24 protein-coding genes and 1 tRNA gene are annotated in these 24,147 nt (G+C 66.5%); 12 read left to right on the top strand and 13 right to left on the bottom strand.

Features of this window, described 5'->3' with window-relative positions; all coding sequences use genetic code 11:
• Window positions 1-135 precede the first annotated feature (135 nt).
• Complete coding sequence (locus tag LFT49_RS15600; RefSeq protein WP_237428699.1) at window positions 136-1,698, top strand: amino acid permease; 1,563 nt, start codon at window positions 136-138, stop codon at window positions 1,696-1,698.
• 105 nt (window positions 1,699-1,803) lie between these two features.
• On the opposite strand, the gene LFT49_RS15595 is transcribed toward LFT49_RS15600, so the two are convergent.
• From LFT49_RS15595 to LFT49_RS15585, 3 genes are all read right to left on the bottom strand, one after another.
• Window positions 1,804-2,439: a DUF2461 domain-containing protein gene (locus tag LFT49_RS15595; protein WP_237428698.1), complete on the bottom strand. Its 636-nt coding sequence runs from the start codon at window positions 2,437-2,439 to the stop codon at window positions 1,804-1,806.
• Window positions 2,440-2,562: 123 nt separating this feature from the next.
• Window positions 2,563-4,059 (bottom strand): catalase, encoded by a 1,497-nt coding sequence (locus LFT49_RS15590; protein WP_236799193.1) that lies wholly within the window; start codon window positions 4,057-4,059, stop codon window positions 2,563-2,565.
• Window positions 4,060-4,066: 7 nt separating this feature from the next.
• The gene (locus LFT49_RS15585; protein WP_142133005.1) at window positions 4,067-4,552 is read right to left on the bottom strand and encodes a Fur family transcriptional regulator; all 486 of its coding nucleotides are present in this window, start codon (window positions 4,550-4,552) and stop codon (window positions 4,067-4,069) included.
• A gap of 80 nt (window positions 4,553-4,632) precedes the next feature.
• Between LFT49_RS15585 and LFT49_RS15580 the strand changes: the two genes are divergently transcribed.
• Window positions 4,633-5,904, top strand: coding sequence for an MFS transporter (locus LFT49_RS15580; RefSeq protein ID WP_237428697.1), 1,272 nt, complete (start codon window positions 4,633-4,635; stop codon window positions 5,902-5,904).
• 28 nt (window positions 5,905-5,932) lie between these two features.
• Window positions 5,933-6,799: a zinc metalloprotease HtpX gene (gene htpX / locus LFT49_RS15575; protein ID WP_237428696.1), complete on the top strand. Its 867-nt coding sequence runs from the start codon at window positions 5,933-5,935 to the stop codon at window positions 6,797-6,799.
• A gap of 174 nt (window positions 6,800-6,973) precedes the next feature.
• Here htpX and efeB read toward each other — a convergent pair whose 3' ends face one another.
• The 4 genes from efeB to LFT49_RS15555 form a co-directional block, all read right to left on the bottom strand.
• Complete coding sequence (gene efeB, locus LFT49_RS15570; RefSeq protein ID WP_237428695.1) at window positions 6,974-8,335, bottom strand: iron uptake transporter deferrochelatase/peroxidase subunit; 1,362 nt, start codon at window positions 8,333-8,335, stop codon at window positions 6,974-6,976.
• On the bottom strand, window positions 8,332-9,543 hold the full coding sequence (gene efeO, locus LFT49_RS15565; RefSeq protein WP_237428694.1) for an iron uptake system protein EfeO: 1,212 nt from the start codon (window positions 9,541-9,543) through the stop codon (window positions 8,332-8,334). The genes efeB and efeO overlap by 4 nt, the downstream gene beginning before the upstream one ends.
• A gap of 31 nt (window positions 9,544-9,574) precedes the next feature.
• On the bottom strand, window positions 9,575-10,435 hold the full coding sequence (efeU, locus tag LFT49_RS15560) for an iron uptake transporter permease EfeU (protein ID WP_237428693.1): 861 nt from the start codon (window positions 10,433-10,435) through the stop codon (window positions 9,575-9,577).
• A gap of 264 nt (window positions 10,436-10,699) precedes the next feature.
• Window positions 10,700-11,191, bottom strand: coding sequence for a YajQ family cyclic di-GMP-binding protein (locus tag LFT49_RS15555; RefSeq protein ID WP_009357171.1), 492 nt, complete (start codon window positions 11,189-11,191; stop codon window positions 10,700-10,702).
• 188 nt (window positions 11,192-11,379) lie between these two features.
• Between LFT49_RS15555 and LFT49_RS15550 the strand changes: the two genes are divergently transcribed.
• From LFT49_RS15550 to LFT49_RS15540, 3 genes are all read left to right on the top strand, one after another.
• Window positions 11,380-11,634: a hypothetical protein gene (locus tag LFT49_RS15550; protein ID WP_237428692.1), complete on the top strand. Its 255-nt coding sequence runs from the start codon at window positions 11,380-11,382 to the stop codon at window positions 11,632-11,634.
• A 162-nt stretch (window positions 11,635-11,796) separates the two neighbouring features.
• Window positions 11,797-11,878 (top strand) — tRNA-Tyr (locus LFT49_RS15545).
• 187 nt (window positions 11,879-12,065) lie between these two features.
• Window positions 12,066-12,491 carry a CBS domain-containing protein gene (locus tag LFT49_RS15540; protein WP_237428691.1) on the top strand — a complete coding sequence of 142 codons (426 nt, stop codon included), beginning with the start codon at window positions 12,066-12,068 and terminating at the stop codon, window positions 12,489-12,491.
• A 99-nt stretch (window positions 12,492-12,590) separates the two neighbouring features.
• Here LFT49_RS15540 and LFT49_RS15535 read toward each other — a convergent pair whose 3' ends face one another.
• Window positions 12,591-13,625 carry a LysM peptidoglycan-binding domain-containing protein gene (locus tag LFT49_RS15535; protein WP_237428690.1) on the bottom strand — a complete coding sequence of 345 codons (1,035 nt, stop codon included), beginning with the start codon at window positions 13,623-13,625 and terminating at the stop codon, window positions 12,591-12,593.
• A 337-nt stretch (window positions 13,626-13,962) separates the two neighbouring features.
• On the bottom strand, window positions 13,963-14,697 hold the full coding sequence (locus LFT49_RS15530) for a potassium channel family protein (RefSeq protein WP_237428689.1): 735 nt from the start codon (window positions 14,695-14,697) through the stop codon (window positions 13,963-13,965).
• 72 nt (window positions 14,698-14,769) lie between these two features.
• On the opposite strand from LFT49_RS15530, the gene LFT49_RS15525 reads away from it, so the two are divergent.
• Together LFT49_RS15525 and LFT49_RS15520 are read left to right on the top strand one after the other, a co-directional pair.
• Window positions 14,770-15,324 (top strand): acyl-CoA thioesterase, encoded by a 555-nt coding sequence (locus LFT49_RS15525; RefSeq protein ID WP_237428688.1) that lies wholly within the window; start codon window positions 14,770-14,772, stop codon window positions 15,322-15,324.
• 93 nt (window positions 15,325-15,417) lie between these two features.
• A complete protein-coding gene (locus LFT49_RS15520; protein WP_236799181.1) occupies window positions 15,418-15,855 on the top strand; it encodes a thioredoxin family protein in 438 nt (145 codons plus the stop codon).
• Between the two features lie 67 nt (window positions 15,856-15,922).
• Here the strand turns inward: LFT49_RS15520 and LFT49_RS15515 are convergent, their stop codons facing one another.
• Complete coding sequence (locus tag LFT49_RS15515; protein WP_142133016.1) at window positions 15,923-16,201, bottom strand: putative quinol monooxygenase; 279 nt, start codon at window positions 16,199-16,201, stop codon at window positions 15,923-15,925.
• Window positions 16,202-16,304: 103 nt separating this feature from the next.
• Between LFT49_RS15515 and LFT49_RS15510 the strand changes: the two genes are divergently transcribed.
• The gene (locus LFT49_RS15510; protein ID WP_237428687.1) at window positions 16,305-17,981 is read left to right on the top strand and encodes an AMP-binding protein; all 1,677 of its coding nucleotides are present in this window, start codon (window positions 16,305-16,307) and stop codon (window positions 17,979-17,981) included.
• Here LFT49_RS15510 and LFT49_RS15505 read toward each other — a convergent pair.
• Window positions 17,978-18,601, bottom strand: a complete 624-nt coding sequence (locus LFT49_RS15505) for a hypothetical protein (protein ID WP_237428686.1) — start codon at window positions 18,599-18,601, stop codon at window positions 17,978-17,980. The genes LFT49_RS15510 and LFT49_RS15505 overlap by 4 nt on opposite strands.
• A 164-nt stretch (window positions 18,602-18,765) precedes the next feature.
• Window positions 18,766-19,752: a DNA-3-methyladenine glycosylase family protein gene (locus tag LFT49_RS15500; protein WP_237428685.1), complete on the bottom strand. Its 987-nt coding sequence runs from the start codon at window positions 19,750-19,752 to the stop codon at window positions 18,766-18,768.
• A 135-nt stretch (window positions 19,753-19,887) separates the two neighbouring features.
• On the opposite strand from LFT49_RS15500, the gene LFT49_RS15495 reads away from it, so the two are divergent.
• The gene (locus LFT49_RS15495; RefSeq protein ID WP_237428684.1) at window positions 19,888-20,292 is read left to right on the top strand and encodes a VOC family protein; all 405 of its coding nucleotides are present in this window, start codon (window positions 19,888-19,890) and stop codon (window positions 20,290-20,292) included.
• An 11-nt stretch (window positions 20,293-20,303) separates the two neighbouring features.
• On the opposite strand, the gene LFT49_RS15490 is transcribed toward LFT49_RS15495, so the two are convergent.
• Window positions 20,304-21,491: an SLC13 family permease gene (locus LFT49_RS15490; RefSeq protein ID WP_237428683.1), complete on the bottom strand. Its 1,188-nt coding sequence runs from the start codon at window positions 21,489-21,491 to the stop codon at window positions 20,304-20,306.
• A 59-nt stretch (window positions 21,492-21,550) separates the two neighbouring features.
• Between LFT49_RS15490 and LFT49_RS15485 the strand changes: the two genes are divergently transcribed.
• Both LFT49_RS15485 and LFT49_RS15480 read left to right on the top strand, forming a co-directional pair.
• Complete coding sequence (locus tag LFT49_RS15485) at window positions 21,551-22,936, top strand: cystathionine beta-synthase (RefSeq protein ID WP_237428682.1); 1,386 nt, start codon at window positions 21,551-21,553, stop codon at window positions 22,934-22,936.
• A gap of 39 nt (window positions 22,937-22,975) precedes the next feature.
• The gene (locus tag LFT49_RS15480; protein WP_237428681.1) at window positions 22,976-24,139 is read left to right on the top strand and encodes a cystathionine gamma-synthase; all 1,164 of its coding nucleotides are present in this window, start codon (window positions 22,976-22,978) and stop codon (window positions 24,137-24,139) included.
• The last annotated feature ends 8 nt before the right edge of the window (window positions 24,140-24,147 follow it).

The raw sequence follows: 24,147 nt of genomic DNA, 5'->3' as shown, positions 1-24,147 counted from the left end.
GGGCCCCCAGTGCGTTGGCGGAACATTATTCGGTCATTAGGGCGTCTCACTATTCGGGACGATTGGGACCGTCCAGTGGATGGACACTATCGTTGATAGGTCTGTTTCCATCACAAACCAGGATTGTGACCCCTTATGAACCTTCTGCGGACAAAATCCATCGAGCAGTCGATCGCCGACGCCGATGAGCCCGGACGCAAGCTTAAGCGTTCCCTCAGCACCTGGGACCTCATGATCATGGGCGTCGCCGTTGCTGTTGGCGCCGGTATCTTCTCGGTCGGCGCCAAGGCCGCCGCAAACTTTGCCGGTCCCGCCGTGACGCTCTCCTTCGCCATCGCGGCCGTCACCTGCGCGCTGGCCATCATGTGCTACGCCGAGTTCGCCACCGCCATCCCCGTGGCGGGTTCGGCCTATGTCTTCACCTACGCCACGATGGGCGAACTTCTTGCCTGGATCATCGGTTGGAACCTGATCCTGGAGCTGTTCACGGCCGCGGCCGTGATCGCCAAATACTGGGGCATCTACCTCAGCAAGGTGTTTGCCCTCACCGGCCTGGACATTCCCCCGGCCATCTCGCTGGGCGGCGTGGACCTCTACTGGGGCGCTTTCCTGATCGTTGCCATCTTCACCGTGCTGCTGGTGCTGGGCACTAAGCTCTCCGCTCGGGTGGGCAACATCTTCACGCTGATCAAGATCGCCGTGGTGCTGTTCGTGATCGTGGTGGGCTTCACCTACGTGAAGTTCGAAAACTACGCCCCGTTCGTTCCCGCTGCCGAGCCCACTGCGGGCACCGGTGCGGCGGACGTCCTGAAGCAGTCGTTCTTCGGCTTCCTGACGGGCGCTGCCCCTGCCCAGTACGGCACCGCGGGCATCTTTGCCGGCGCCGCCCTGGTGTTCTTCGCCTTCATCGGCTTCGATGTGGTGGCCACCTCCGCCGAGGAAGTGAAGAACCCGCAGAAGACCCTGCCCCGCGGCATCTTCGGCGGCCTGGCCCTGGTGACGCTGCTCTACATCCTGGTCTCCCTGGCCCTGACCGGCATGGTGTCCTACACGCAGCTGGCCGAAGCCAAGAGCCCCACCCTCACCACCGCGTTCGAAGCCGTGGGCGACACCTCTGCCGCCAAGGTCATCGCCTTCGGTTCCCTGGTGGGCCTGACCACCGTGATCATGGTGCTCCTCATGGGCCTGTCCCGCGTGGTGCTGGCCATGAGCCGCGATGGCCTCCTGCCGCGGGCACTGTCCAAGACCAGCGACAAGCGCGCCACGCCGGTCCGCCTCCAGATCATCTGCGGCACCGCGGTTGCCCTGGTGGCAGGCCTCACCAACGTGGACCTGCTCGAGGAAATGATCAACATCGGCACGCTGTCCGCGTTCGTGGTGGTCAGCCTGGGCATCCTGGTGCTGCGCAAGAAGCGCCCGGACCTGAAGCCCGCCTTCCGCGTCCCGTTCGGCAAGGTGCTCCCGGTGGTCTCAGCCCTGCTCTGCCTGTACCTGATGACCAACCTGGCCGTGGAGACCTGGATCTTCTTCGCGTTCTGGCTGGTCCTGGGCCTGGCGATCTACTTCGCCTACGGCCAGCGCCACTCGCGGCTCAACGAGCGCTTCGCCGAAGCCAACGCGGCGGTCAATGGCATTTCCAGCACCGCTGCCCTCGCGGCCGCTGAAGCTGATGACGAGGACGAGCTGAGCCGCACCTGACGGCCCTCGAATCCGCCCGACGGCCGGCGCATCACCAGCTGTCCAACTGCCCGCCCGGCCTGTGCCGGGCGGGCAGTTGCTTTTCCAGCCTGCAACTTTGCAAGTTCAGGGCGCCGCGTACTTCCCCACCCACTCGACCAGCGGCCGCAGCTGCCGCCACCTGGCGGCAATCTCGTCCGTGGCGGCTTCCGTGGAAAGCCACTCCGGCTGGCCCAGGTCCACTCCCGTATACAAGGTCTTGTGCTTGAGAAGCTCCGCCCGTGGGTGGTCCCGGCCGAAACCGCGGGGCACCGTCTTGAGCTTCTCGCCTTCAATGAGAAAGCCGGCGGCCGCCACCGCATCCACGATCTCCTCCAGGGCGGCGCCACTCCCCGGGGCGTCCGCTGCCGCCCGGAACCTGGCCAGCTGGGCGGGGGTGTGGGAGCGATAGCCCCCTCCTACCAGCAGCCCGTCGGCGCTGACCTGCAGGTAGTAACCCACCCCTTCCTGCCGGGTGGCGAAGGCGCCCTGGGCAGTCTTGTAGGGTGACTTGTCCTGGGAAAAGCGGACGTCCCGGTAGGGGCGGAACAGCCTGGCCGGACCAAACTCCGGCTCCAGGACCGCCAAAAGTGCTTCCAGTGGCTCCTTGACCGCGGCGTCGTACACGTCCTTGTGGCCAAGCCACCAATCGCGGTTATTGTTCTCTTCCAGCTCCGAATAGAAACGGAAGGCTTCCGTAGGAATGCCTGCAAATGTGTTCATGAACGGAGCCTAGGAGGGCCGCCCGGGGCAGGCCAGGGGACCAGGACCGTATGTGCAAAAAGACCACCCCGCCACGGAACCCGTGGCGGGGTGGTCTTTCGGTTAAGCCTGCAGGAAGCCTGGTCAGCCGATCTTGTTGGCGGACTCTGCATCCGAGGCCGGAGCCGACGGGGCAGCCCCGGCGCCGAGGTTAGCGCGCAGCTTGGCGCCCAGTTCGGCGTCGACGTTGGTCCAGTACTGGATGGCGCGTTCCTTGATGTCGGAACGCTTGACGCCGCCTACTGCGCCGGTGATCGTCTCCAGGAAGCGGGCCTTTTCGGCTTCGTTGTAGACCTCGCGGTACAGCGCGCCGGCCTGGACGAAGTCGCCGTCCTCTGCGTGGAGGGAGTGCGCGGCGAGGGTCAGCTCGCCGTCGTTCTCCCAGCCGCCGGCGGTGTTCTGCGGCTCAACTGCAGCCGGACCACCGAAGGTGTTGGGCGCGTAGACCGGAACGGAGGGAGCGTTGAACAGGAAGCGTCCCTGGCCGTCCTGGCTGTAGTTGTTGACCTGGTTCTTGGGCTGGTTCACCGGGATCTGCGCGTGGTTGGTGCCCACGCGGTAGCGGTGTGCGTCCGCGTAGGAGAAGATGCGGGCCTGCAGCATCTTGTCCGGGGAAGCGGCGATGCCCGGCACGAAGTTCGACGGCGCGAAGGTGGCCTGTTCGATCTGCGCGAAGTAGTTCTCCGGGTTCCGGTTCAGCTCCATGGTGCCCACCTTGATCAGCGGGTAGTCCGCGTGCGGCCACACCTTGGTCAGGTCGAACGGGTTGAAGCGGTAGCTCTTGGCGTCCTCGTAGGGCATGACCTGGACGTGCAGGTCCCAGGAGGGGAAGTTGCCGGCTTCGATGTTCTCGGACAGGTCGCGGATGTAGAAGTCCGCGTCGGAGCCGGCAAGCTGTTCGGCCTGCTCGGAGCTCATGGAGTTCACGCCCTGGTTGGACTTGAAGTGGTACTTGACCCAGAAACGCTCGCCCTCCGCGTTGATCCACTGGTAGGTGTGCGAGCCGTAGCCCTGCATTTCACGCCAGGAAGCGGGCAGGCCGCGGTCACCCATCAGCCAGGTGACCTGGTGTGCGGACTCGGGGGACAGGGTCCAGAAATCCCACTGCATGTCGGCGTCGCGCAGGTGGGTGCCCGGGAGGCGCTTCTGCGAGTGGATGAAGTCCGGGAACTTGATGCCGTCGCGGATGAAGAAGACGGGGGTGTTGTTGCCCACGAGGTCGTAGTTGCCCTCGCTGGTGTAGAACTTCACGGCGAAGCCGCGGGGGTCGCGCCAGGTGTCCGGGGAGCCGTTCTCGCCGGCAACGGAGGAGAAGCGGATCAGCATCTCGGTCTCGACGCCCGGCTGCAGGAATGCAGCCTTGGTGTACTTGGAGATGTCCTCGGTGGTCTTGAACGTGCCGAATGCACCGCCGCCCTTGGCGTGCACTACGCGCTCCGGAACCCGCTCACGGTTGAACTGGGCAAGCTTCTCCACCAGGTAGTGGTCAGTCAGGATGATGGCACCATCGGCACCAACTGACTTCGAGTGTGCGTCGGACGTAACCGGCGCGCCTGACTGGGTTGTGGAAACGGCAGTCATTGTTCTCCTATTTCTCTTTTTCTTGCGAGGGACTGTGGGGAGGAAGTTGCTGGGCCTGCTGGCACTCCTGGCAGATGCCCTGGTACATGACGTCGGCGATCTGGATAGTCATCGGCTTGGCGTCCGGGTTCCAGTGCGGGGTGAGGCACGGGGCGTGGCCGACGGCGCAGTCCACGTCCTCCACGCGCCCGCAGCTGATGCAGATGGCGTGGTGGTGGTTGTCGCCCACACGCGTTTCGTACAGGGCGGGGGAGTGCGGCGGCTCAAAACGGCGCAGCATGTGCAGGTCCGTCAGGTCGCCGAGGACCACATAGACGGACTGGGCCGTCAGTTCGGGGAGCTCGGCGCGGGCGGCGGCAAGGATGCTTTCGGCAGGGGAATGCGGGTGGCGTTCGACGGCGGCGAGTACAGCGAGCCGCTGCTTGGTCACCCTGCGGCCATGGGCGCGCAGGGCTGCAGCCCATGCTTCCTGGCCATCAAAGTGCTCCGTCATGGCTCCATTGAAGCACTTATTTTGAGCAACTCACAATAAGGCTCGGCTAACCTCTCCCCGCGTCCCGCTAGTGTTACGGGGTGGGGAAATTACTTGCCGATGTCACGCCGCTCAAGGAAAGCCCCGCATTCCGCCGGCTCTGGCTGGGATCCGCAGTGTCCGCCGTCGGCAGCCAGCTGACCTTGGTGGCCGTGAGCCTGGAGGTGTACCGGCTGACCCAGGACAGCTTTTACGTGGGCCTGCTGGGCATCTTTGCACTGGTTCCCCTGGTGATAGGCGGCCTGATGGGCGGCTCCATCGCCGACGCCCACGACCGCCGCCGGATCGCCCTGCTGGCCTCCGCCGTGCTGTGGCTGACCACCGGCCTGATCGCGCTCCAGGCCTGGCTGCATCTGGGAAACGTCTGGGTACTGTACCTGCTGGTGGCACTGCAAAGCGGGGCCCAGGCGATCAACCAGCCGGCCCGCAGCGCCATCATCCCCATGCTCATCCGCAAGGAACTCCTGCCCGCGGCCAACGCCCTGAGCATGCTGTCCATGGGCCTGGCCATGACCGCCGGACCCCTGCTGGCCGGCGTGCTGGTGGCCTGGCTGGGATTCGGCTGGACCTACACCATCGACTTCGCCAGCTTCGCCTTCGTCCTCTGGGCGGTGTACCGGCTTCCGCCCATGGCGCCCGCCGGAGCCGGCGGCAGGCCGGGAATCCGCTCCGTCATCGAGGGTTTCCGGTTCCTGGGCACCCGCCCCAACCTCCGCATGACCTTCATCATCGACCTCGTGGCCATGATCCTCGCCCAGCCGCGGGCGCTGCTTCCGGCTGTCGCGGCGCTGATGATCGGAGGCGGGGAGGCGACCGTGGGCATCCTGCTGGCGTGCACCGCCGTCGGGGCCTTCCTGGCCGGTCTGTTCTCCGGGCCGCTGGGCAGCGTGCGCAGCCAGGGGACCGCCGTCGTCGTTTCCGTCATGGGCTGGGGCGCCTCCATTGGAGCGTTCGGCGCGGTGGTGCTGCTCGCCGGGCCCGCGCCCGACGGTGCTGTGACCGTGTGGCTGCTGCCCGCCGCCGTCTGCTGCGCCCTGGCCGGCATCGCGGACTCTATCAGCAGCGTCTTCCGCAACACCATCCTCCAGGCCGCAGCCCCCGACCATCTGCGGGGTCGGCTCCAGGGCGTGTTCATCGTGGTGGTCGCCGGCGGTCCGCGGATCGGCGATCTGCTGGCAGGTGGCGCGACTAAGATTTTGAGTGAGGGCTGGGTCCTGCTGCTGGGAGGCGGGCTGTGCATCGCGGGGGCGTGGCTGGCGGCGAAGCTGCAGCCGGGCTTCCGGAAGTACGATGCGCGGAACCCGGTTCCCTAGCAAGCCGTTCCTTTAGTAAGGAGGAAACGTGCACAAACATCACAACGGCCTGAAGACCGCGGCACTGTTCGGGGTGCTGTGGGCGGTACTGCTGGGCCTTGGCGGGCTGATCGGGGTGGGGACCCGCAGTTCCACCCCCATTTGGATCATGGCCCTGATCGGGGTCGGCACCACCTTCTACGGGTACTGGAACAGTGACAAGATCGCCATCCGGTCCATGCAGGCCATCCCGGTGACCGAAGCCCAGGCGCCGCAGCTCTACCAGATCGTCCGTGAGCTTTCGATGCGGGCCAACCAGCCCATGCCGCGCATCTATGTCTCGCCCACCATGAACCCGAACGCGTTCGCCACCGGACGCAACCCGCAAAACGCCGCCGTCTGCTGCACCGAAGGCATCCTGCAGCTCTTGGACGCCCGCGAACTGCGCGGTGTCCTTGGCCACGAGCTGATGCACGTCTACAACCGGGACATTCTCACCTCGTCCGTGGCGGCCGCCGTCGCGGGCGTCATCACCTCGGTGGGGCAGATGCTGCTGTTCTTCGGCGGCGGTGACCGGCGCAACGCCAACCCGTTGGCCATGATCGCCATGGCCGTGCTGGCACCCTTCGCGGCGTCGCTGATCCAAATGGCCATCTCCCGTACCAGGGAGTACGACGCCGACGAGGACGGTTCGCAGCTCACCGGCGATCCGCTGGCGCTCGCCTCAGCCCTGGCCAAGATTGAGCGCGGCGTCAGCCTTGCGCCGCTGCCGCAGGACCAGCGGCTGGTCAACGCCTCGCACCTGATGATCGCCAACCCGTTCCGCGGCGGGGCCATGAACAAGCTGTTCGCAACGCACCCGCCCATGCGCGACCGCATCACCCGCTTGGAGCGGATGGCTGGCCGGCAGCTGTAGCCGGCATCCCGCCGTCGGCCCTTGCTGGACATTTTCGATGCGCAACCTATTTTTCGACGCGCATATTCGCTGGCGCTCCCCAAAAAACGGGTGCGCCAGCGAACATGCGCGACGGTTTCGAGTTTGCTCGTCGAAGACGACGGCGGCGCGGGCCGTGCAAGGCGGGCACGGCGGTCAGGCGAAGAGTCCTTCGCCGATGAAGCCCCCAGGCTTCACCCCGCGGGGGACAGCGAACAGGCCCGACCCCGTGTGCTTCAGGTATTCCACGGCCAGCGTGTCGCCCTTGGCCATGGCCATCTGCATGGGCACGTAATGGGTGCGCGCGTCGGTGACGAAGGCAATGAAGAACAGGCCGGCGTCGAGGTGCCCCACGCCGTCGGATCCGTCCGTGTAGTTGTAGCCCCGGCGCAGCATCCGCACCCCGCTGTTCTGGGCGGGGTGTGCCATCCGCACGTGTGAATCGAGCGGAATCAGGGGCTTGCCGCCCTTGCCCTGCCGGGAGAAATCCGGTTCGGTGAATTCTTCGCCGCCGGACAGGGGTGCGCCGGTCCCCTTGGTCCTGCCGATCAGGCCTTCCTGTTCGCCAAGGGATGTCCGGTCCCAAATCTCGATGTGCATCCGGATCCGGCGCGCCACGAGGTAACTGCCGCCCGCCAACCAGTCGTCCTTCGGCCGGTCAGGGCGGGCCCACACGTGCTGGTCCAGCAGCTGGTCATCCTCGACCTTGAGGTTGTTGGTCCCGTCCTTGAAACCGAACAGGTTCCGCGGAGTCTGCTGGGCGCGGGAGGTGGAGGAGGTCCGGCCAAAGCCCAGCTGCGACCACCGGACCCGCACTTTCCCAAACCCAATCCTTGCCAGGTTCCGGATGGCGTGGACCGCCACCTGGGGGTCGTCGGCGCAGGCCTGGACCACCAGGTCGCCGCCGCTGCGAGCAGGGTCCAGGTCGTCGCCGGGGAAATGCGGCAGGTCGATCAGGGCCTCGGGCCGCCGGCCCTCCAGGCCGAAACGGGCCATACCGTCCTTCTCGAACAAGCTGGCGCCGAAGCCGAACGTGAGGGTCAGTTTGCCCGCATTGAGGTCCAGGGCCTCGCCGGTATCTTCCGGAGGTGCGCCGTATGGTCCGTCGACGGCGCCCGTTGCCCCGGCTGGTTTGCCCTCGGTGAGCGCTGCCGCAGCGTCGGTCCAGTCCTTGAGGAGCTGGATGAGTTCCTCGCGCTTGCTGGTGGTGACATCGAACGCTGCCATGTGCAGGCGGTCCTGCGCGGGGGTGGTGATGCCGGCCTGGTGGTCCCCGTGGAAGGGGACTACGGCGTTGTCGGCGGCAGGGGCGGGTGCTGCAGAGGCAGCGACGGCGTCGTGCCCCAGGAAACCTGCGGCAAGCCCGGCGGCGGCCCCGCCCAAGCCGGCCAGGCCCAGCAGGCCCCGCCTGCTCAGCCGGGATCCCGCCGTCGGCCGTTCACTGGCACCTGAATCAGAAGGTGGCCCGGAAGGTCCGGATGCTTCCGGGGGCCGGACGCCAAAGGGGCACCCGGTCACAGGACCACCGCCGCAGTCAGCCGGGAGAGCGGTTCCCCGAGGGCGTCAACCAGCGAGGCCAGCCGCTGGACCTGTTCCGGAGTCAGTTTGTCGTAGGAGGTGAAATCCGCTCCCTGGGCATGGGTGGCCAGTTCAGCCTGCAGCGCCGCGAACTTTTCGTCCAGTGATGCGGCCAGGGCCGAGTCCTTTTGCAGCAGGGCGGGCTTCAGGCTTTCGAACGCAATGCGCGCGCCGTCAACGTTCGCCTGGAAGTCCCAGAGGTCCGTGTGCGACCAGATCTCCTCTTCGCCGGTCACCTTGCCGGTGGCCACTTCGTCCAGGAGTTCCTTGGCGCCGTTGCCCAGCATGTCCGCGGAGATCTCAAGCGTGCGGGTGCGTTCCACCAGGTCCTTGGTGTCGGCCACCATACGGTCGGCGATGGCTGAGCGTTCGGCAGGCGTCATGGCGGTGTAGCCAGCGGGCGGGAAGAGATCCTTTTCCGCGCGGTGCCACCCGGTCCACTCCTGGCCCGGCTCGAGGTCGGCCTCGCGTGCATCGAGCTGCGGGTCCAGGTCCCCGAAGGACTCGGCGACGGGCTCAATCCGTTCCCAGTGCTGCCGGGTGGCCGCGTACAGCCGCTTCGCCTCACCGGCATTGCCGGCCGCGAAAGCTGCGGCGAATTGCTCTGTGCCGGTGAGCAGCTGTTCGCCCTGGTCCTTCACATAGGACGCGTACTGGGCAGTGGCGGTGTCGAGCAGGTGCTGGAAATCGGCGTCCGCGGTCGGCTGGTCCCCGGACTGCGTCACCTCCAGCGCACCCCTGATCCCGTCGCCTTCCATGCCCGGCTTGCAGGCGGTGGTGTACGTGCCGGCGGGGGCGGTAACCACCAGGTTGCGGCTCAGCCCGGGTCCGATGTTTTCCACTTCGCCCAGGATGCGCAGCCCGTCCGCTGCCAGCAGGTAGAACTCGGTGACTTCTGTGCCTTCATTCTTGACCGAGAACGTGAGGTTGCCGCTGGGGACGCTGGCTGTCGAAACCTTGCAGTCGGTGTTCGAGCTCACCACGTTGATGGCGCCTCCTGAGGCGTCCGCAGCCTTGGTGTTGTCGGTGCAGCCAGTGAGCAGCAGGGGGAGGGACACGACGGCGGCAGCCAGCGAAGCGAGCTTGCTGCCGCGGGCGGTGCGGGAGTTTTTGGGCAGGGTGTTTTTGGGCAGGGTGAAGCCAGGCATGGGGATTCCTTTGGGTGCGGGTGGCGGGGAGTTAAGCGGCTGCCACAGCCTTGGCGGTGGGTTTCGTGCCTGCGGCAGCAGTGCTGGGCGGCGTCTTGCGGTTGGTGCGCAGGTAGAGGAACAGCACCGGCAGGACGTAGAGGAGCCAGGCGGCCGCCTCGAGCCAGGTTGTGGCGGGGGAGAAGTTCAAGGTTCCCTTTAGCAGGGTGCCGTACCACGACGACGGCGGGACGGCGCCGCTGATGTCGAACGCCAGGGAGTGCAGCCCCGGAAGCAGGCCGGCCTCTTGGAGGTCGTGGATTCCGTAGGACAGGACGCCGCCGGCGATGATGACCAGGGCGGCGCCGGTCCAGGTGAAGAAGCGGGAGAGGTTCACTTTCAGGACGCCGCGCTGCAGCAGGTAACCAAAGCCGGCCGCGGCAACCAGGCCGAGGAGGGCGCCCGCAAGCGGCTGCGTGGATTCGCCTGTGGCTTTGGCCGCGGCCCACAGGAAGAGCGCCGTTTCCAGGCCTTCGCGTCCCACTGCGATGGCGGCAACCATGGCCAGGCCCCACCCGGTTCCACCGGCTGACTTGTCCACGCGGGACTTCAGGTCGCTTCCGAGCGTCCGTGCGGTGCGGGCCATCCAGAAGACCATCCACGTGACCAGGCCGACGGCGAGAATGGAGAGGCTGCCGCCGATCGCCTCCTGTGCCTCGAAGGTGAGTCCCCTTGGGCCGAAGGTGAGGAGCGCGCCGAAGCCGGCAGACACAGTTAGCGCCGCCGCAACACCTGCCCAGATGCGGGGGATGAGGTGGCGTCGGTCCGTCTTGGCCAGGTAGGCCATCAGCAGGACTACCACCAAGGTGGCTTCGAGTCCTTCGCGCAGGCCGATCAGGAAGTTGGCAGTCATGGAAGTTCTTTCACTCAGGTAAGCCTTACTTAGGAAGGCCTAAGAAAGAGATTACCCGGCGGGTGGCATTACGCAAACTAAATGTGGCGTAATTGGTCCGGATTGCGTTTGACGTCGGTTGCCCCCAGGCCGCCGGCTGGATTGTTCCGACGCGGTAAGCCGCCTCCGATGCGCAAAAAGGCCGGCGCACCCCGTATGTCGGGTGCGCCGGCCTTTTGTGCAGCGCCGGAGGCTATGGGCGTCGATTACGACGCCGCGGCCGGGCTAGCTGCGGAAGTTCACGAACTGCAGGTCGGCTTCGTCGAAGTCCTTCAGCAGGGCCATGGTGGCCTGCAGGTCGTCACGGGACTTGGAGGAAACGCGGAGTTCGTCGCCCTGGATCTGGGACTTGACGGACTTGGGCCCTTCGTCGCGGATCAGCTTGTTGATTTTCTTGGCCAGGTCCTGGGCGATGCCTTCCTTAATGGAGGCCTCGAGCCGGTATTCCTTGCCGGAAGCATAGGGCTCGCCGCTGTCCAGGGACTTGAGCGAGATGCCGCGCTTGATCAGCTTGGACTGGAAGACATCCAGGACAGCCTTGACGCGTTCCTCCGAGTTGGCCTTCATGAGGATCTTTTCGCCGCTGAAGTCGATCTCGGCGCCAACACCCTTGAAGTCATAGCGCTGGGCAATTTCCTTCTGGGACTGGTTGAGTGCGTTGGCCACTTCCTGCTTGTCCACCTTGCTTACGACGTCGAACGTTGACTCGCCTGCCATGACTCTCCTTTTGCTGATGGGAACCCTGCGGGGGGACAGGGCCTGGATTCCTGCGTTCCAGCCTAATACGGATGCCGCGGCCGGTGGGATGCGCATTTCACAGTTCCCTCTCAGCGGAAGCACCGGCGGAACGAAGGATCGGTGGCCAGGGTTGGACCAGAGGTACAGCAGTTGAAGGGAACACCGCCATGCACCGCAAAGCCGCCCATTACGTCACCCGCACCACCACGGCGGCAGCCGGGGCAGTGGCCACAGCCGCAACGTCAATGGCCGCGGCAGCGGTGGCGGCGTCCATCGTCCTCAGCCCGGTGCCGGATGCTTCATCCCGGATGGACGGCGTGCGGGCGGACCTTCAGCGGGCCGTGCAGCTCAACCAGATCACTGAAGATCAGGCGCTCAGCTTTGAGGCCAAACTGGCGGGGCGCATCCTGGGCCAGGCATAAGGTTTTTGGCGTGGTTCCAGGGCTTTTGAGGTGCTGCAGGCCCCGATTCGATTCTTCGGCGGAAGTTCTGTAAAGTTGTCTTGCCCGCGGTTACTGAAGCGGAAAGGACACGGAAACGGCTCCTTCCGAACACTGCATCAACGGGTACTTCTTTTGAAGTTCGGCAGATTACCCGAGCGGCCAAAGGGGGCTGACTGTAAATCAGCTGGCAACGCCTACGGGGGTTCGAATCCCTCATCTGCCACCCAAGGAAAGCCTCCGGAACCAACAGGTTCCGGGGGCTTTTTCGTTGTCCGGTGCCCTGCTCCAGAGCGCCCAGGCAAGGCTCCTGCCGCCGTCGACACGATGTTGGGGCGGGCATAATCTGGAAGTATCGGCGCATGTGCTCCGATGCCCTGCGTCGATATCCCACATCGATGAAGGAGGATTCAATGAGTGCCGTACGCGAATTCATGACCACTGATGCGCGATGTGTCGGGGAAGGCGAGTCCCTTCTGGACGCGGCCCGTATGATGCGGGACCTCGATTGCGGAGCTCTTCCCATCTGCGGTGACGACGGCAAGCTGAAGGGCATGGTCACCGACCGTGACATCGTGCTCAAGTGCGTCGCCGCCGGCCGTGACCCGGGCCAGACCATGGCCCGCGAGCTGGCCTCCGGCAAGCCGTACTGCGTCGACGCCGACGCCAACGTTGACGAAGCCATCCACATGATGGAGGAGCACCAGGTCCGCAGGCTCCCGGTGATCTCGGACCACAAGCTGGTGGGCATCATCAGCCAGGGCGACATTGCGCGCAACTACAACGAACAGCGCGTGGGTGAACTGGTGGAACACATCTCAGAACGCCACGGGATCTAGCCCAGGCGACATGGCCTTGTCCGCGGGTCCAGCCCTTGAAGGTTCGGACCCGCGGACAGGCTTGGGAACTTTGCGGTTCAACAGGTTTCGTGCACAGGTTCAGTTCAGCGCGATCAGGAGCATCGTGCTGGTTCCCGGAATGCAGGTCTGCAGGATGGCCCGGGGGAAGCCGCCGAAGACCGCAATGACGTCATTGGTGGTTCCCGGGTTGGGGACCGTGCCGCGCCCCGTCACCGTGTACGTGCCGTAGCCCGGAATGCTCACCGTCTCACCCACGCCGATTCCGGAGAAGCGCGCCCACCCGCCGCAGAAATCGTGTTCGGTGATGAACAGCGAGTAGCCGTCATTCGGGGTGTAGTGGATGGGCCCTACGCAGGCGTCCACCATCGACTGACCCCCGGAGCCCGCAACGTAGATGGTGCGGACGGCAGGTGCTGCCGGGACAGCTACGGGCGCGGGAGCAGGAGCGGGTGCGGCTGCTGGAGCCGGGGCAGCGGCGGGCTCAGGTGCGGCAGCCGGTGCCGGTGCAGGCGCTGCTACCGCTACCGGCGGCCCGGTCAGCAGCAGCGTTTCGCCCGGGTAGATGATGCTGTAGGCGCTCAATCCGTTGGCTGCGAGCATCGCGTTCATGTCCACGCCACGGGACGCTGCAATCGCACCTACGGTGTCGCCGGCCACCACCGTGTACGAATTGGGATCGCCCGCAGGTGTGGGTGCGGGTGCAGGTTCGGGGACTGGCGCAGGTGCCGATTCCGGTGCGGGTGCGGGGGCCGGGGCGGGTTCGGGCGCTGCCGGAGCGGGCGCTTCTGATGCCGGCGCAGGTGCTGCCTCCGCAGCCGGCGCAGCTCCCTTGGCCGCAACTGCCGCCACGGCATCGTCGCCGGCGGGGGTGCTTGGCGGCGCTGGCGCGGCGGTTTCTGCGACCTGGGCCGCCGGCGTCGTGCCACCGCTGAGCAAGGTGGGCGGCGCCGCCAGAGCGCCGACGCCCACTGCGGCCACCACCGCCGCCGTGGCCATGCCGGCCCACAGTTTGTTGCTGATTACCGGGCGGCCGGTGCTGAGGTCCGTGCGCGGTTCGTCGGTGGCGAAGCTTCTGCTGGTGCCGTCGGGGGAGGTGGATGTCTTCGGGTTCATGGGTTGCCCATCAGGTGTCGGTCCTGCCCGGGCATGCGAGGCACGCCGGGACTGGACGGAGCGAGATGTGATTGCACCGCCGGACCCCGGCAAACGACGGAACCGGTGGCGGTACAGATTGGAGGCATCCGCACACCCAGAAAATGCAGAGCTCCGCGTGAAGGAAGGTCTCCCGGAAGCCACCCGGGGGACCTGCCAGTGCGTGTTGGTCCTAGGAACCCCGAGTCTAGGAATCGTGCCAAGGGGCGGGCACCAGTAGGACTTACCCGACTTTTCCGGCCCGGTACTCGCCTGCCCGGGGCCCGCTACTCAAGCAGCGACGGCCCGGTACTTGCCGTTACAGCGGGCGGTGTTCCCGCAGTTCAGCGATTTCCTGCCGCAACAGTGCGATCTCCGCCACCAGTTCCGCCACCTCAACCCGGACCGGTTCCTCCACCGCCTCGGCCACCGATTCAGCGGTGTCCTCAACGCGTTGGACGAGCCAGGACGCGATGGAGGCGGTAACTACACCCAGCACGGCGATCCCGCTCATCATCAGCGCCGTGGCCACCAAGCGGCCGATGGGCGTCACCGGATACATGTCCCCGTAGCCCACGGTGGTGATGGTGGCGGTGGCCCACCAGAGGGCATCGCCAAACGTGGTGATCTTGGCGTCCGGCGCCCACTGCTCCACATCCAGCACGGCCAGCGCTCCCACGAAGACCAGCAGTGCAGCAGACGCCGCCACGTACGTCACTACCCGGCCGCGCAGGGTCTCGCCCACCGTCCGGTGCAGTACGGACAGCAGTGTCACCAGCCGCAGCAGCCGCAGGGGCCGGAAGAACGGCAGGGCCACGATCACCAGCTCATGCAGGTTTCGGACGAACCACTGCCGGCGCTTTTCCGCCAGCCACAGGTTTGCCGCATAGTCCAGGACAAAGACGCACCACGTCACCCACATGACGGCCTCGAGCCAGTCGGCCCAGCTGCCTTCAACCCGGCCGATCACCTGCCAGGCGTAGGCGCTCAGGAAGACAAGCGCGGTAGCCATCAGGGGCCACTCCGCCAAGTCCCGGTAACGTTGCTGCGTCATGCAGGAAATCCTACGGCGGTGGGCACGCCGGCCAGCAGCCTGCACAATGTTACTCGCGGGTAGCATTGGTTCATGCACCTGCTTCTGAGAACCTTGCTCCTGCTCTTCCGGTCGAAACGTCGCCCGCCCCTCACGGTGTGGGAGGCGTCCTCCCTGCCCCTGCGCGTCCTGCCCACGGACATCGACATCGCCATGCACGTGAACAACGGCATGTACCTGTCCCTCATGGACCTGGGCCGGTTCGACCTGATGGTCCGCAGCGGCATCTGGCAGCGGATGCGCCGCCGGGGCTGGAGCCCGGTGGTGTCGGCCGAGACCATCTCCTTTCGCAAATCGCTGCAGCTGTGGCAGGACTACACCATCGAGACCCGCATCATCGGGCTGGACACCAAAGCAATCTTCTTCGAGCAGCGCATGGTGGCCGACGGCGAGATTTACGCCCGCGCCTACATCGCCACCCGGCTGGTCACCAAGGCCGGCCCGGTCAGCCAGGAGGACATCCTCGCGGAATTCGGCGCCCCGCCGGCGGATCTCATGCTCCCCGAGTGGATCCACGAATGGCGTGCCGCCAGCGCCCTCCCCGGCAGCCGCACACCGGCCCCGCATCTCTGGAATGCCGACGCTTAAAGCCGGGTGCCGGCGTCGTCCTTCCTGCTATTCCCAATGACGCGGGGAGCGAACAGGCGCGACAGCGAGGGGCCCGGCGCGTACCGTGGACACATGGCTACCCTTGACATCACAGGTGAAAAGTTCGCATCCACGATCGAAGGCAACGACATTGTCCTGGTCGATTTCTGGGCAGAATGGTGCGGTCCCTGCAAGCAGTTCGGCCCCACGTATTCCGCGGTCTCGGAAAAGCACCCGGACGTCCTCTTCACCAAGGTGGACACCGAAGCTGAGCAGCAGCTCGCCGCGGAGGCGGGCATCACCTCCATCCCCACGCTGATGGCCTTCCGCGAAAAGGTGCTGGTGTTCTCGCAGCCCGGTGCCCTGAACGCCCAACAGCTGGAACAGGTGGTGGACGCCGTGAAGGCGCTGGACATGGAGGAAGTCCACGCCCATGTGGCCAAGCAGCGGGAGGAAGCGGAAGCGGCGGCAAGCAAGCCCGCCGGATCCCAGGGCGGCACCCAGGACGGCACGCAGATCCCCGACTTCTAAGACTTGTCTTAAATCAAATGCGGGACCTCCCTTTGGAGGTCCCGCATTCTGTGTTTAAGGCGCTGCGCTAGACGCGTTCCACCTTGACCGGCTCGGCCAGCAGTGCGCTCAGCGACTCGTTCAGGTCCTGCACGGCGGTGCCCTTGGAGTGCTTGTCCAGATCCTCCTCGGACGCCCACTGCTCGGTCAGGACCAGCTTTTCCTCCGTGGCCTCGGTCAGCTCGTAACGGATGCAGCCGGGCTCCTTCACCACCTCATCGATCGCGATATCCAGGGCCAGTTTGACGCGGTGGAACTCGCCCTCGTTGGGGATGAACGTTGCTATCAGATCAATGGGTGCACTCATGGTTTTCACAATACCGGGCCCTGCTGATACCTCCGGTTCTGTTGCGTCGGTTTCCCCGCCTGTCGTCCTTCTCCTGCCGTGATCCTGTTGGTAGCGTGCCTTCATGCGTGCTTACACAGCCGGGGACACTGACGTCCCGCTCCTGGAGGAAACCATCGGCGCCAACTTCGAGCGGGTGGTGGCACGGTTTCCGCTCCATGACGCCCTGATCGAGGCCGCCCCGGTGCCGGGCGGTGACGCCCGCCGCTGGAGCTACACCAAGATGAACGACGACGTCGACCGGCTGGCACGCGCGCTCCTCGCCTTGGGCGTCGCCAAGGGGGAGAGGGTGGGCATCTGGAGCCCCAACTGCGCCGAGTGGACCCTGCTGCAGTACGCCACCGCCAAAGTCGGCGCCATCCTGGTCAACGTCAACCCGGCGTACCGCAGCCATGAACTTGAGTTCGTGGTCAAGCAGAACGGCATGCGCATGCTGGTCACGGCGCCGTCGGACAACAACAGCGACTACGTGGCCATGGCGCGCCAGGCCCTCCTCACCTGCCCGGACCTGCGGGAGCTCGTCTTCCTCCCGGACCACGGCCTGGACCCCCTCAAGGCCGGCAGCCCCCAAAGCGATGCCGAACTCACGTACGCCGAACTGCTCACCCGGGCGGACGGCGTCGCGCACCCGGTACTAAAGGCCCGCATGGCCGAACTTTCTCCGCACGACCCCATCAACCTGCAGTACACCTCCGGCACCACGGGATTCCCCAAAGGCGCCACGCTGACGCACCACAACATCCTGAACAACGGCTTCGCCATCGGCGAGCTGCTGGGCTATACGGAACGTGACCGGGTGGTCATCCCCGTGCCGTTCTACCACTGCTTCGGGATGGTGATCGGCAACCTCAACGCGCTCAGCCACGGTGCCGCCACGATCATCCCGGGGCGCGGCTTCTCGCCCGCCGCGGCACTCGAGGCCGTCCAGGATTTTGCGGGCACGTCGCTGTATGGCGTGCCCACCATGTTCATCGCCGAGCTGGCCCTGCCCGACTTCGGGTCCTACGACCTCTCGACGCTGCGCACCGGCGTGATGGCGGGCTCGCTGTGCCCCATTGAGGTGATGAACGGGGTCATTTCGGAGATGAACATGGTGGACGTTGCCATTTGCTACGGCATGACCGAGACCTCGCCGGTGTCCACCATGACCCGCAAGGGGGACACTCTCCAGCAGCGAACCGAGACGGTGGGCCGCACCATGCCGCAGCTGGAAAGCCGGATCGTGGACCCTGCCACCGGCGAGGAGCTGGAACGCGGGCAGATCGGGGAACTCTGCACCCGCGGCTATGCCGTCATGGCGGGTTACTGGAACCAGCCGGAGAAGACGGCCGAGGCGATTGACTCCGACGGCTGGATGCACACAGGCGACCTGGCCCGCATGGACGACGACGGGTACGTGGTGGTGGAAGGCCGGATCAAGGACATGGTCATCAGGGGCGGCGAGAACATCTATCCCCGGGAGATCGAGGAGTTCCTGTACACCCACCCCGACATCCAGGACGTGCAGGTGATCGGGGTCCCGGATCCGCGGTACGGCGAGGAACTGATGGCCTGCGTCATCCTCAAGCCCGGCGCCGGCCCGCTGACCGCTGAGTCCCTTGCCGAGTTTTGCCGCGGCCGGCTGGCTCACTACAAGATCCCCCGGTACGTGGAAGTCCGCGAGAGTTTCCCGATGACGGTCTCGGGGAAGATCCGCAAGGTCCAGATGCGCGAGGAAGCCGTGGCCCGGCTGGGCCTCTAGGCGTTGACGCGGCGCCGGCGGCTGGTTCCCGCGCGGACGGCCACGACGGCCGCAATTGCCACTGCTGCCAGCGCCGTCAGGGCCAGGACCGCGCCGCTTTCCCACTGCGGCAGCGACAGCGTGCGGGTGCTGCCGCCGGTCGTCTCGCTGCGGGGGATGTTCCAGTCGTCCTGGGAGGGGAAGATGCCGGCCGGTAGCTTCTCCTGCTGGAGCTCCCGCTGGGCGGCCAGCCGGTCCCGGACCTCCTGGTTCGGGGCGGGCACGATCGTGTCCGCGACTACCGCGGCAGGAAGGTTCACGATGTACGGCTCACCGTAGAACGCGGAGGATGCCACCGATTCCAGCCAGGTGCCCGGCGGCGTCTCGACGCCGTGCCGTGCGAAGGCAGCACGCAGCATCTCCTGGATCTCGTCGAGGCCCCTGCCATCGGCGTCCCGGGTGACCTCGAAAATGGCCAGCTGAAGCCGTACCTTCTCGTCCCCCATCGGGTCCGCGACGGTGGGATCATCAGCGTTCGGGTCATCGGCGGTGGGATCCTGTGCGTCGGGGTCCAGGGCTGCGGGGTGGGCGGCTTGCCGCCTGCTGCTGGCCCGGTTCGTGCTGACTGGGTTGGTGCTCATGGGGTCTCTTCCGTCCTGTTCAGCATTCCGCCTCGCGGGCGGCCTTCACCCATGGCCGTACCCATTGCCCCGTGGATCAAGCGCCCCGGGTGAAAAGTGGGGCCGCGGAAAGGAACGCCGCTGGAAAGAGGGCCTGCGGTGCGCACGCACATCAGGCCCACGGGTCAGTGCCCGCGGTGGTCCTGGATGGTCATGCGCGGGCCGAAGGTGGGTTTGCGGAAGCCGGTGCTTTGGATCATCCGGACCACGCGCTGGCGGTGTCCCCGCCAGGGCTCCAGCAGCCGGAGCATCCCGGCGTCGTCCGTCCGGCGTCCGGTCAGTGCCGCCCCCACGTAGGCCGCCAGGTGGTAATCGCCCACCGAAATCGAGTCAGGGCAACCATGGGTGCGCTGCACCACCTCGGCCGCAGTCCACACCCCGATGCCGGGGATCACCTGCATCTTCTCCGCTGCCTCAAGTGCCGGCAGCACCGCAAGGCGTTCAAGCGCGACGGCGGAACGCAACGCCCGCATGACCGTGGCGGAGCGCTGGGGTCCTACGCCCGCCTTGTGCCACTCCCAGCTGGGAACCTGCAGCCACTGCGCCGCGGTTGGCGGCACAACGAGGCCCGCCGGGGTGGATGATCCTGCCGGGGGAGCAGGCGTTCCATAGCGGTGCACCAGGTAGCGGTAGGCGCGCCGCGCCTCGATCACCGTCACCTTCTGTTCCAGGATGATCGGCACCAGCTGGTCCACCATGCGGCCGCTGGATGGCAGCCGGACCGACAGGCTGCGCCGCCGCGCCTCCCGGACCATGTGGGGCAGAGTGGCGTGGAAGTCGGGGTCGTCGAAACTCCGCCAGTCGTCGTCCGCCCCCAGAAGCCGGGGTGCCGCCTGCACGGCGGCTGCGGCGCCCGGCCCCCACGCCTGGATGTCCACCAACGGTCCGCCTGCTTCGCCGCCGCCCGCCGGGGCGAGCCGCATGGTGGCCGGGCCGGCCGGCGTCGTAAATGCGTTCCAGATGACATCCCCCTGGACGCAGAACGAAGGATCACTGTTGCCGCGCAGGAGCGGCGCAAGGGTGCGGGAAAGACTGTAGGGAGCCTCTGGACACCACCGCAGGGACACGTCCGCCGCGGCCGCCAGCCGGGGAGGTGCGTCTGCGGTCGTCATGCCTTCCATCGTCCCACGGACCACGGACAGCGGCGGGACCATCGGCCCTTCTGCGCTTTCCGGGCCCGGATTACGATCACCGCGTGGTACCCGGGCGACCGGAAGATGACCGCGAATAACAAAACACGGAGGGCAATGATGGGCGGAGTAGTGCATTTCGAGATCCCCGCGGACGACCAGAAGCGGGCCAGGAAGTTCTACCAGGAGGCACTGGGCTGGCGGATCGAAGCGGTGCCGGGGATGGACTACAGCATGGTCATCACCACGGACATGGACGACGACGGCCAGCCGGCGGCCGCGGGCGCTATCAACGGGGGAATGATGGCCAGGGATGGCCAAATCACCACCCCGGTCATCACCGTCGACGTTCCGGACATCAACGCCACCCTCAAGAGCGTGGAGCAGCTGGGCGGCTCGGTGGTCATGCCCAAGAACGAGATTCCCGGGATGGGCTACACGGCGTACTTCAAGGACCCCGAGGGCAACGTCATGGGCCTGTGGGAAAATCTTCCCGGCGGAGACCGAGGCACAGGCAGCTGATCCCGCCGGCCTTAGGCCATACCGCTGACCAGCCACAGCGCCAGCACGGCCAGCGGCACGGTCGCCGCAACGGCCACCAGGCCCGCGGCGGCGAACCCGCCCCACCTGATCGGAACGTTCAGGACGCGTAGCCGCTCATGCCACAGGAGGGTTGCCAGCGAGGCCCATGGGGTCACCAGCGGGCCCAGGTTCACGCCAATCAGCAGGGCGGCCAGCCTGGCCGGCGAGCCCGCCACCGGTTCCAGCGCCAGGTAGGCGGGAAGGTTGTTGGCGGCGTTGGCCGCGCCGGCCCCCACTCCGGCCAGCTGCAGCAGTGCGGGCAGTGTGTCCCCGGACCCCGCGACACCGGCCAGCAGGGTGGTGAGGCCGTGCGAATGCAGGGTCTCCATCAGCATGAACAGGCCCACCGTCAGCATCAGCGGCCGCCAGGGAACCATGGACCACCGCAGCACGGAGGGCCTGCGGCGCAGGAAGACCACCAGCAGGACGGCGGCCGCGGCGAGCGCCGGGTACTGGACCGGCAACCCGGACACCAGCGCGGGCAGCAGGACCAGGAGCGTAATGGCGGCCGCCTTCAGCAGGGTGGGGTCGCGAACAGGGTGCGCCGGCTGCGGCCCGTAGGTTCCGCGCAAATCGCGGCGGAAAGCCAGCCACAGCAGGACCAGCGGAACCAGCAGGCCAACCAGCGAAGGAGCCCAGACCAGTCCCGCGAAGCGCCACGGGCTTAGCCCCAGCCGGTCCTGGGCCAGGAGGTTGGTCAGGTTGGAGACCGGCAGCAGCAGGGAAGCGGTATTGGCCAGCCAGATGCTGGTCAGCGCGAACGGCAGCGGCGGGATGCGCGCATGGACCGCCAGCAGGACCACCACGGGCGTCACCAGCACGGCGGTGGTATCCAGGGACAGGAACACGGTGGACACCGTGGCCACCCCCACCACCAGGAGCCACAGCAGGAAGACCCGCCCCCGGCCCAGGGCGGCCAGCCGGTCCGTCACTACCCGGAACAGTCCTGCCTCGTCCACCAGTTCGGTGACCAGGGACATCGCCAGTACGAAGGCCAGGATGGGAATGGTTCGGGCAGCCAGCTCCCCGAATGCGGGCAGGGGGAGTACGCCAAGTGCCAGGCTGGCCAGGCCTGCTGCCAGGATGGCGCCGGGCAGCAGGTAGCTCCGGGCCGCTTTGAGCCATGCGAACTGCTTCACCGGCCTATCCTTGCACCCCGGGCAGGGAACGGCGCACAGGAAGCGGTAGCTTTGTACCTATGAAGTACGCCCAGTCCATCCTGGACCTCATCGGCAATACCCCGCTCATCAAACTCAACCATGTGACTGAGGGCATCAAAGCCACCGTCCTGGTCAAGCTGGAGTACCTGAATCCCGGCGGCTCCATCAAGGACCGCATCGCAGCCCAGATGATCGAGGACGCCGAACGCGAGGGCAAGCTGAAGCCCGGCGGCACCATCGTGGAGCCCACGTCCGGCAACACCGGCGTAGGCCTGGCCCTGGTGGCACAGCAAAAGGGCTACAAGTGCGTCTTCGTGGTGCCGGACAAGGTGGGCGAGGACAAGCGTGCCGTGCTGCAGGCCTACGGCGCCGAAGTGGTGGTCACGCCCACCTCGGTACCGCCGGACAGCCCGCAAAGCTACTACGGCGTCTCGGACCGGATCACCCGCGAGACCCCGGGCGCCTTTAAGCCGGACCAGTTCTCCAACCCCGCCGCACCGGGCAGCCACTACAAGACCACGGGCCCGGAGATCTGGCGGGACACCGACGGCAAGGTCACCCACGTCGTTATTGGCGCCGGCACAGGCGGCACCATCACCGGCACCGGCCGGTACCTTAAAGAAGTTTCGGCTGACAGGCCGGAATCCGACGGCGGACTGGTCCGGATCATCGGCGCGGACCCCGCGGGGTCGGTCTACTCAGGAGGAACCGGCCGCCCGTACTTTGTTGAGGGCGTCGGCGAGGACATGTGGCCGGCGAACTACGACAAGACAATCCCGGACAACGTCATCGCGGTCACCGACGCCGACTCCTTCGCCATGACCCGCCGCCTGGCCCGGGAAGAGGGGCTGCTGGTGGGCGGCTCCTCCGGCATGGCGGTAGTAGCCGCGCTGCAGGCGGCCAGGGACCTGCCGGAAACTGCCGTCGTCGTGGTCATCCTGCCTGACTCGGGCCGCGGCTACCTGGCCAAGATCTTCAATGACCAGTGGATGCGTTCCTACGGGTTCCTCTCCGGCGGCGAGGAAACTTCCGTGGGGGAGGTCATCAAGTCCAAGAACGGTGAACTGCCGGACCTGGTGCATATCCACCCCAACGAGTCCGTCCGCGATGTCATCAACATCATGAACGAGTTCGGCGTCAGCCACATCCCGGTCCTGTCGCAGGAACCGCCCGTGGTCATGGGCGAGGTCCTGGGCGCCGTGGACGAGCGCACCCTCACCGCCAAGCTGTTCCGCGGCGAAGCCAAGCTCACGGACAAGATTTCCGAGCATATGGGCCCCAAGCTGCCTGTCATCGGATCGCTGGAAACCATCTCCGCCGCCAGGGAACTGCTCTCGGACTCGGACACCCTCATGGTCACGTTCGTGGGCGCTCCCGTGGGCATCCTCACCCGGCACGACCTGCTGGCCTACCTCAGCAACTGAACTGCCTGACCCGATCAGCCAACCCCGATAAGGAGCATCATGCCTGCCTCTGAAAACCAGGGTTTCAACACCCGCGCCGTTCACGCCGGCCAGGACTTCGAGCCCCGCACCGGGGCCGTAGTGCCGCCGCTGCACTTCAGCTCCACGTATGCGCAGGACGGCATCGGCGGCCTGCGCAGCGGCTACGAGTACGGTCGCGGCGCCAACCCCACCCGGGACGCGCTCCAGGAACAGCTCGCGGCACTGGAACTTGGCACGCACGCCTACAGTTTCAGCTCCGGCCTCGCCGCGGAGGACGCCCTCATCCGTGCGCTGACCCGGCCCGGCGACCACATCGTGCTGGGCAACGACGCGTACGGCGGAACCTACCGGCTGATCAGCCGGGTGCTGGGCGATTGGGGGATCGGCAACACCCCGGTGGACATGGCCAACCTGGACAGGGTCCGCCGTGCGGTGGCTGCGCACAAGACCCGGTTCGTGTGGGTGGAGACGCCGTCCAACCCGCTGATGAAGATCACCGACATCGTGGCGCTCGCCGACATTGCGCACGACGCCGGCGCCCTCCTGGTCGTCGACAACACCTTCGCGTCCCCATACCTGCAGAACCCGCTCGCCCTGGGTGCCGACGTGGTGGTCCACTCCACCACCAAGTACATTGGCGGCCACTCCGACGTGGTGGGTGGCGCCGTCGTGGTCAAGGACGAGGAATTGGCGGAGAAGATCGGCTTCGTCCAGTTCGCGGTGGGGGCCGTGTCCGGCCCCATGGACGCCTTCCTGACCACCCGCGGCCTCAAGACGCTGGGCGTCCGGATGGACCGGCACAGCGAGAACGGGCAGGCCGTAGCCGAATGGCTGCTGGAACGCCCCGAGGTGGAGGCCGTCCTCTACCCGGGCCTGCCGAACCACCCGGGCCACGAGCTCGCCAAAAGGCAGATGCGCAAGTTCGGCGGCATGGTGTCCGTGCAGTTCAAGGGCGGTGAAGCTGCCGCCCGCAAGGTGGCCGAGTCCACGTCCGTGTTCACTCTGGCGGAGTCGCTGGGCGGCATCGAGTCGCTCATGAACTACCCCTCCGAGATGACCCACGCCTCCGTCAAGGGCACCGAGCTGGCCGTCCCGGTCAACCTGCTGCGGCTCTCATGCGGCATCGAGGACAAGGAAGACCTGATCGCAGACCTGGACCAGGCGTTCACCTCCATCCCGTAGCCCACCCC

The organism is Arthrobacter sp. FW306-06-A (assembly GCF_021870055.1).
In the GTDB taxonomy this organism is placed as follows: domain Bacteria; phylum Actinomycetota; class Actinomycetes; order Actinomycetales; family Micrococcaceae; genus Arthrobacter.
This window is presented reverse-complemented; position numbering and strand designations above follow the sequence as displayed.

Coding starts and splice junctions, on each gene's coding strand:
- LFT49_RS15600 (WP_237428699.1), top strand. CDS start 136: ATGAACCTTCTGCGGACAAAATCCATCGAGCAGTCGATCGCCGACGCC.
- LFT49_RS15595 (WP_237428698.1), bottom strand. CDS start 2,439: ATGAACACATTTGCAGGCATTCCTACGGAAGCCTTCCGTTTCTATTCG.
- LFT49_RS15590 (WP_236799193.1), bottom strand. CDS start 4,059: ATGACTGCCGTTTCCACAACCCAGTCAGGCGCGCCGGTTACGTCCGAC.
- LFT49_RS15585 (WP_142133005.1), bottom strand. CDS start 4,552: ATGACGGAGCACTTTGATGGCCAGGAAGCATGGGCTGCAGCCCTGCGC.
- efeO (WP_237428694.1), bottom strand. CDS start 9,543: ATGCCTGGCTTCACCCTGCCCAAAAACACCCTGCCCAAAAACTCCCGC.
- efeU (WP_237428693.1), bottom strand. CDS start 10,435: ATGACTGCCAACTTCCTGATCGGCCTGCGCGAAGGACTCGAAGCCACC.
- LFT49_RS15555 (WP_009357171.1), bottom strand. CDS start 11,191: ATGGCAGGCGAGTCAACGTTCGACGTCGTAAGCAAGGTGGACAAGCAG.
- LFT49_RS15550 (WP_237428692.1), top strand. CDS start 11,380: ATGCACCGCAAAGCCGCCCATTACGTCACCCGCACCACCACGGCGGCA.
- LFT49_RS15540 (WP_237428691.1), top strand. CDS start 12,066: ATGAGTGCCGTACGCGAATTCATGACCACTGATGCGCGATGTGTCGGG.
- LFT49_RS15535 (WP_237428690.1), bottom strand. CDS start 13,625: ATGAACCCGAAGACATCCACCTCCCCCGACGGCACCAGCAGAAGCTTC.
- LFT49_RS15530 (WP_237428689.1), bottom strand. CDS start 14,697: ATGACGCAGCAACGTTACCGGGACTTGGCGGAGTGGCCCCTGATGGCT.
- LFT49_RS15525 (WP_237428688.1), top strand. CDS start 14,770: ATGCACCTGCTTCTGAGAACCTTGCTCCTGCTCTTCCGGTCGAAACGT.
- LFT49_RS15520 (WP_236799181.1), top strand. CDS start 15,418: ATGGCTACCCTTGACATCACAGGTGAAAAGTTCGCATCCACGATCGAA.
- LFT49_RS15515 (WP_142133016.1), bottom strand. CDS start 16,201: ATGAGTGCACCCATTGATCTGATAGCAACGTTCATCCCCAACGAGGGC.
- LFT49_RS15510 (WP_237428687.1), top strand. CDS start 16,305: ATGCGTGCTTACACAGCCGGGGACACTGACGTCCCGCTCCTGGAGGAA.
- LFT49_RS15505 (WP_237428686.1), bottom strand. CDS start 18,601: ATGAGCACCAACCCAGTCAGCACGAACCGGGCCAGCAGCAGGCGGCAA.
- LFT49_RS15500 (WP_237428685.1), bottom strand. CDS start 19,752: ATGACGACCGCAGACGCACCTCCCCGGCTGGCGGCCGCGGCGGACGTG.
- LFT49_RS15495 (WP_237428684.1), top strand. CDS start 19,888: ATGATGGGCGGAGTAGTGCATTTCGAGATCCCCGCGGACGACCAGAAG.
- LFT49_RS15485 (WP_237428682.1), top strand. CDS start 21,551: ATGAAGTACGCCCAGTCCATCCTGGACCTCATCGGCAATACCCCGCTC.
- LFT49_RS15480 (WP_237428681.1), top strand. CDS start 22,976: ATGCCTGCCTCTGAAAACCAGGGTTTCAACACCCGCGCCGTTCACGCC.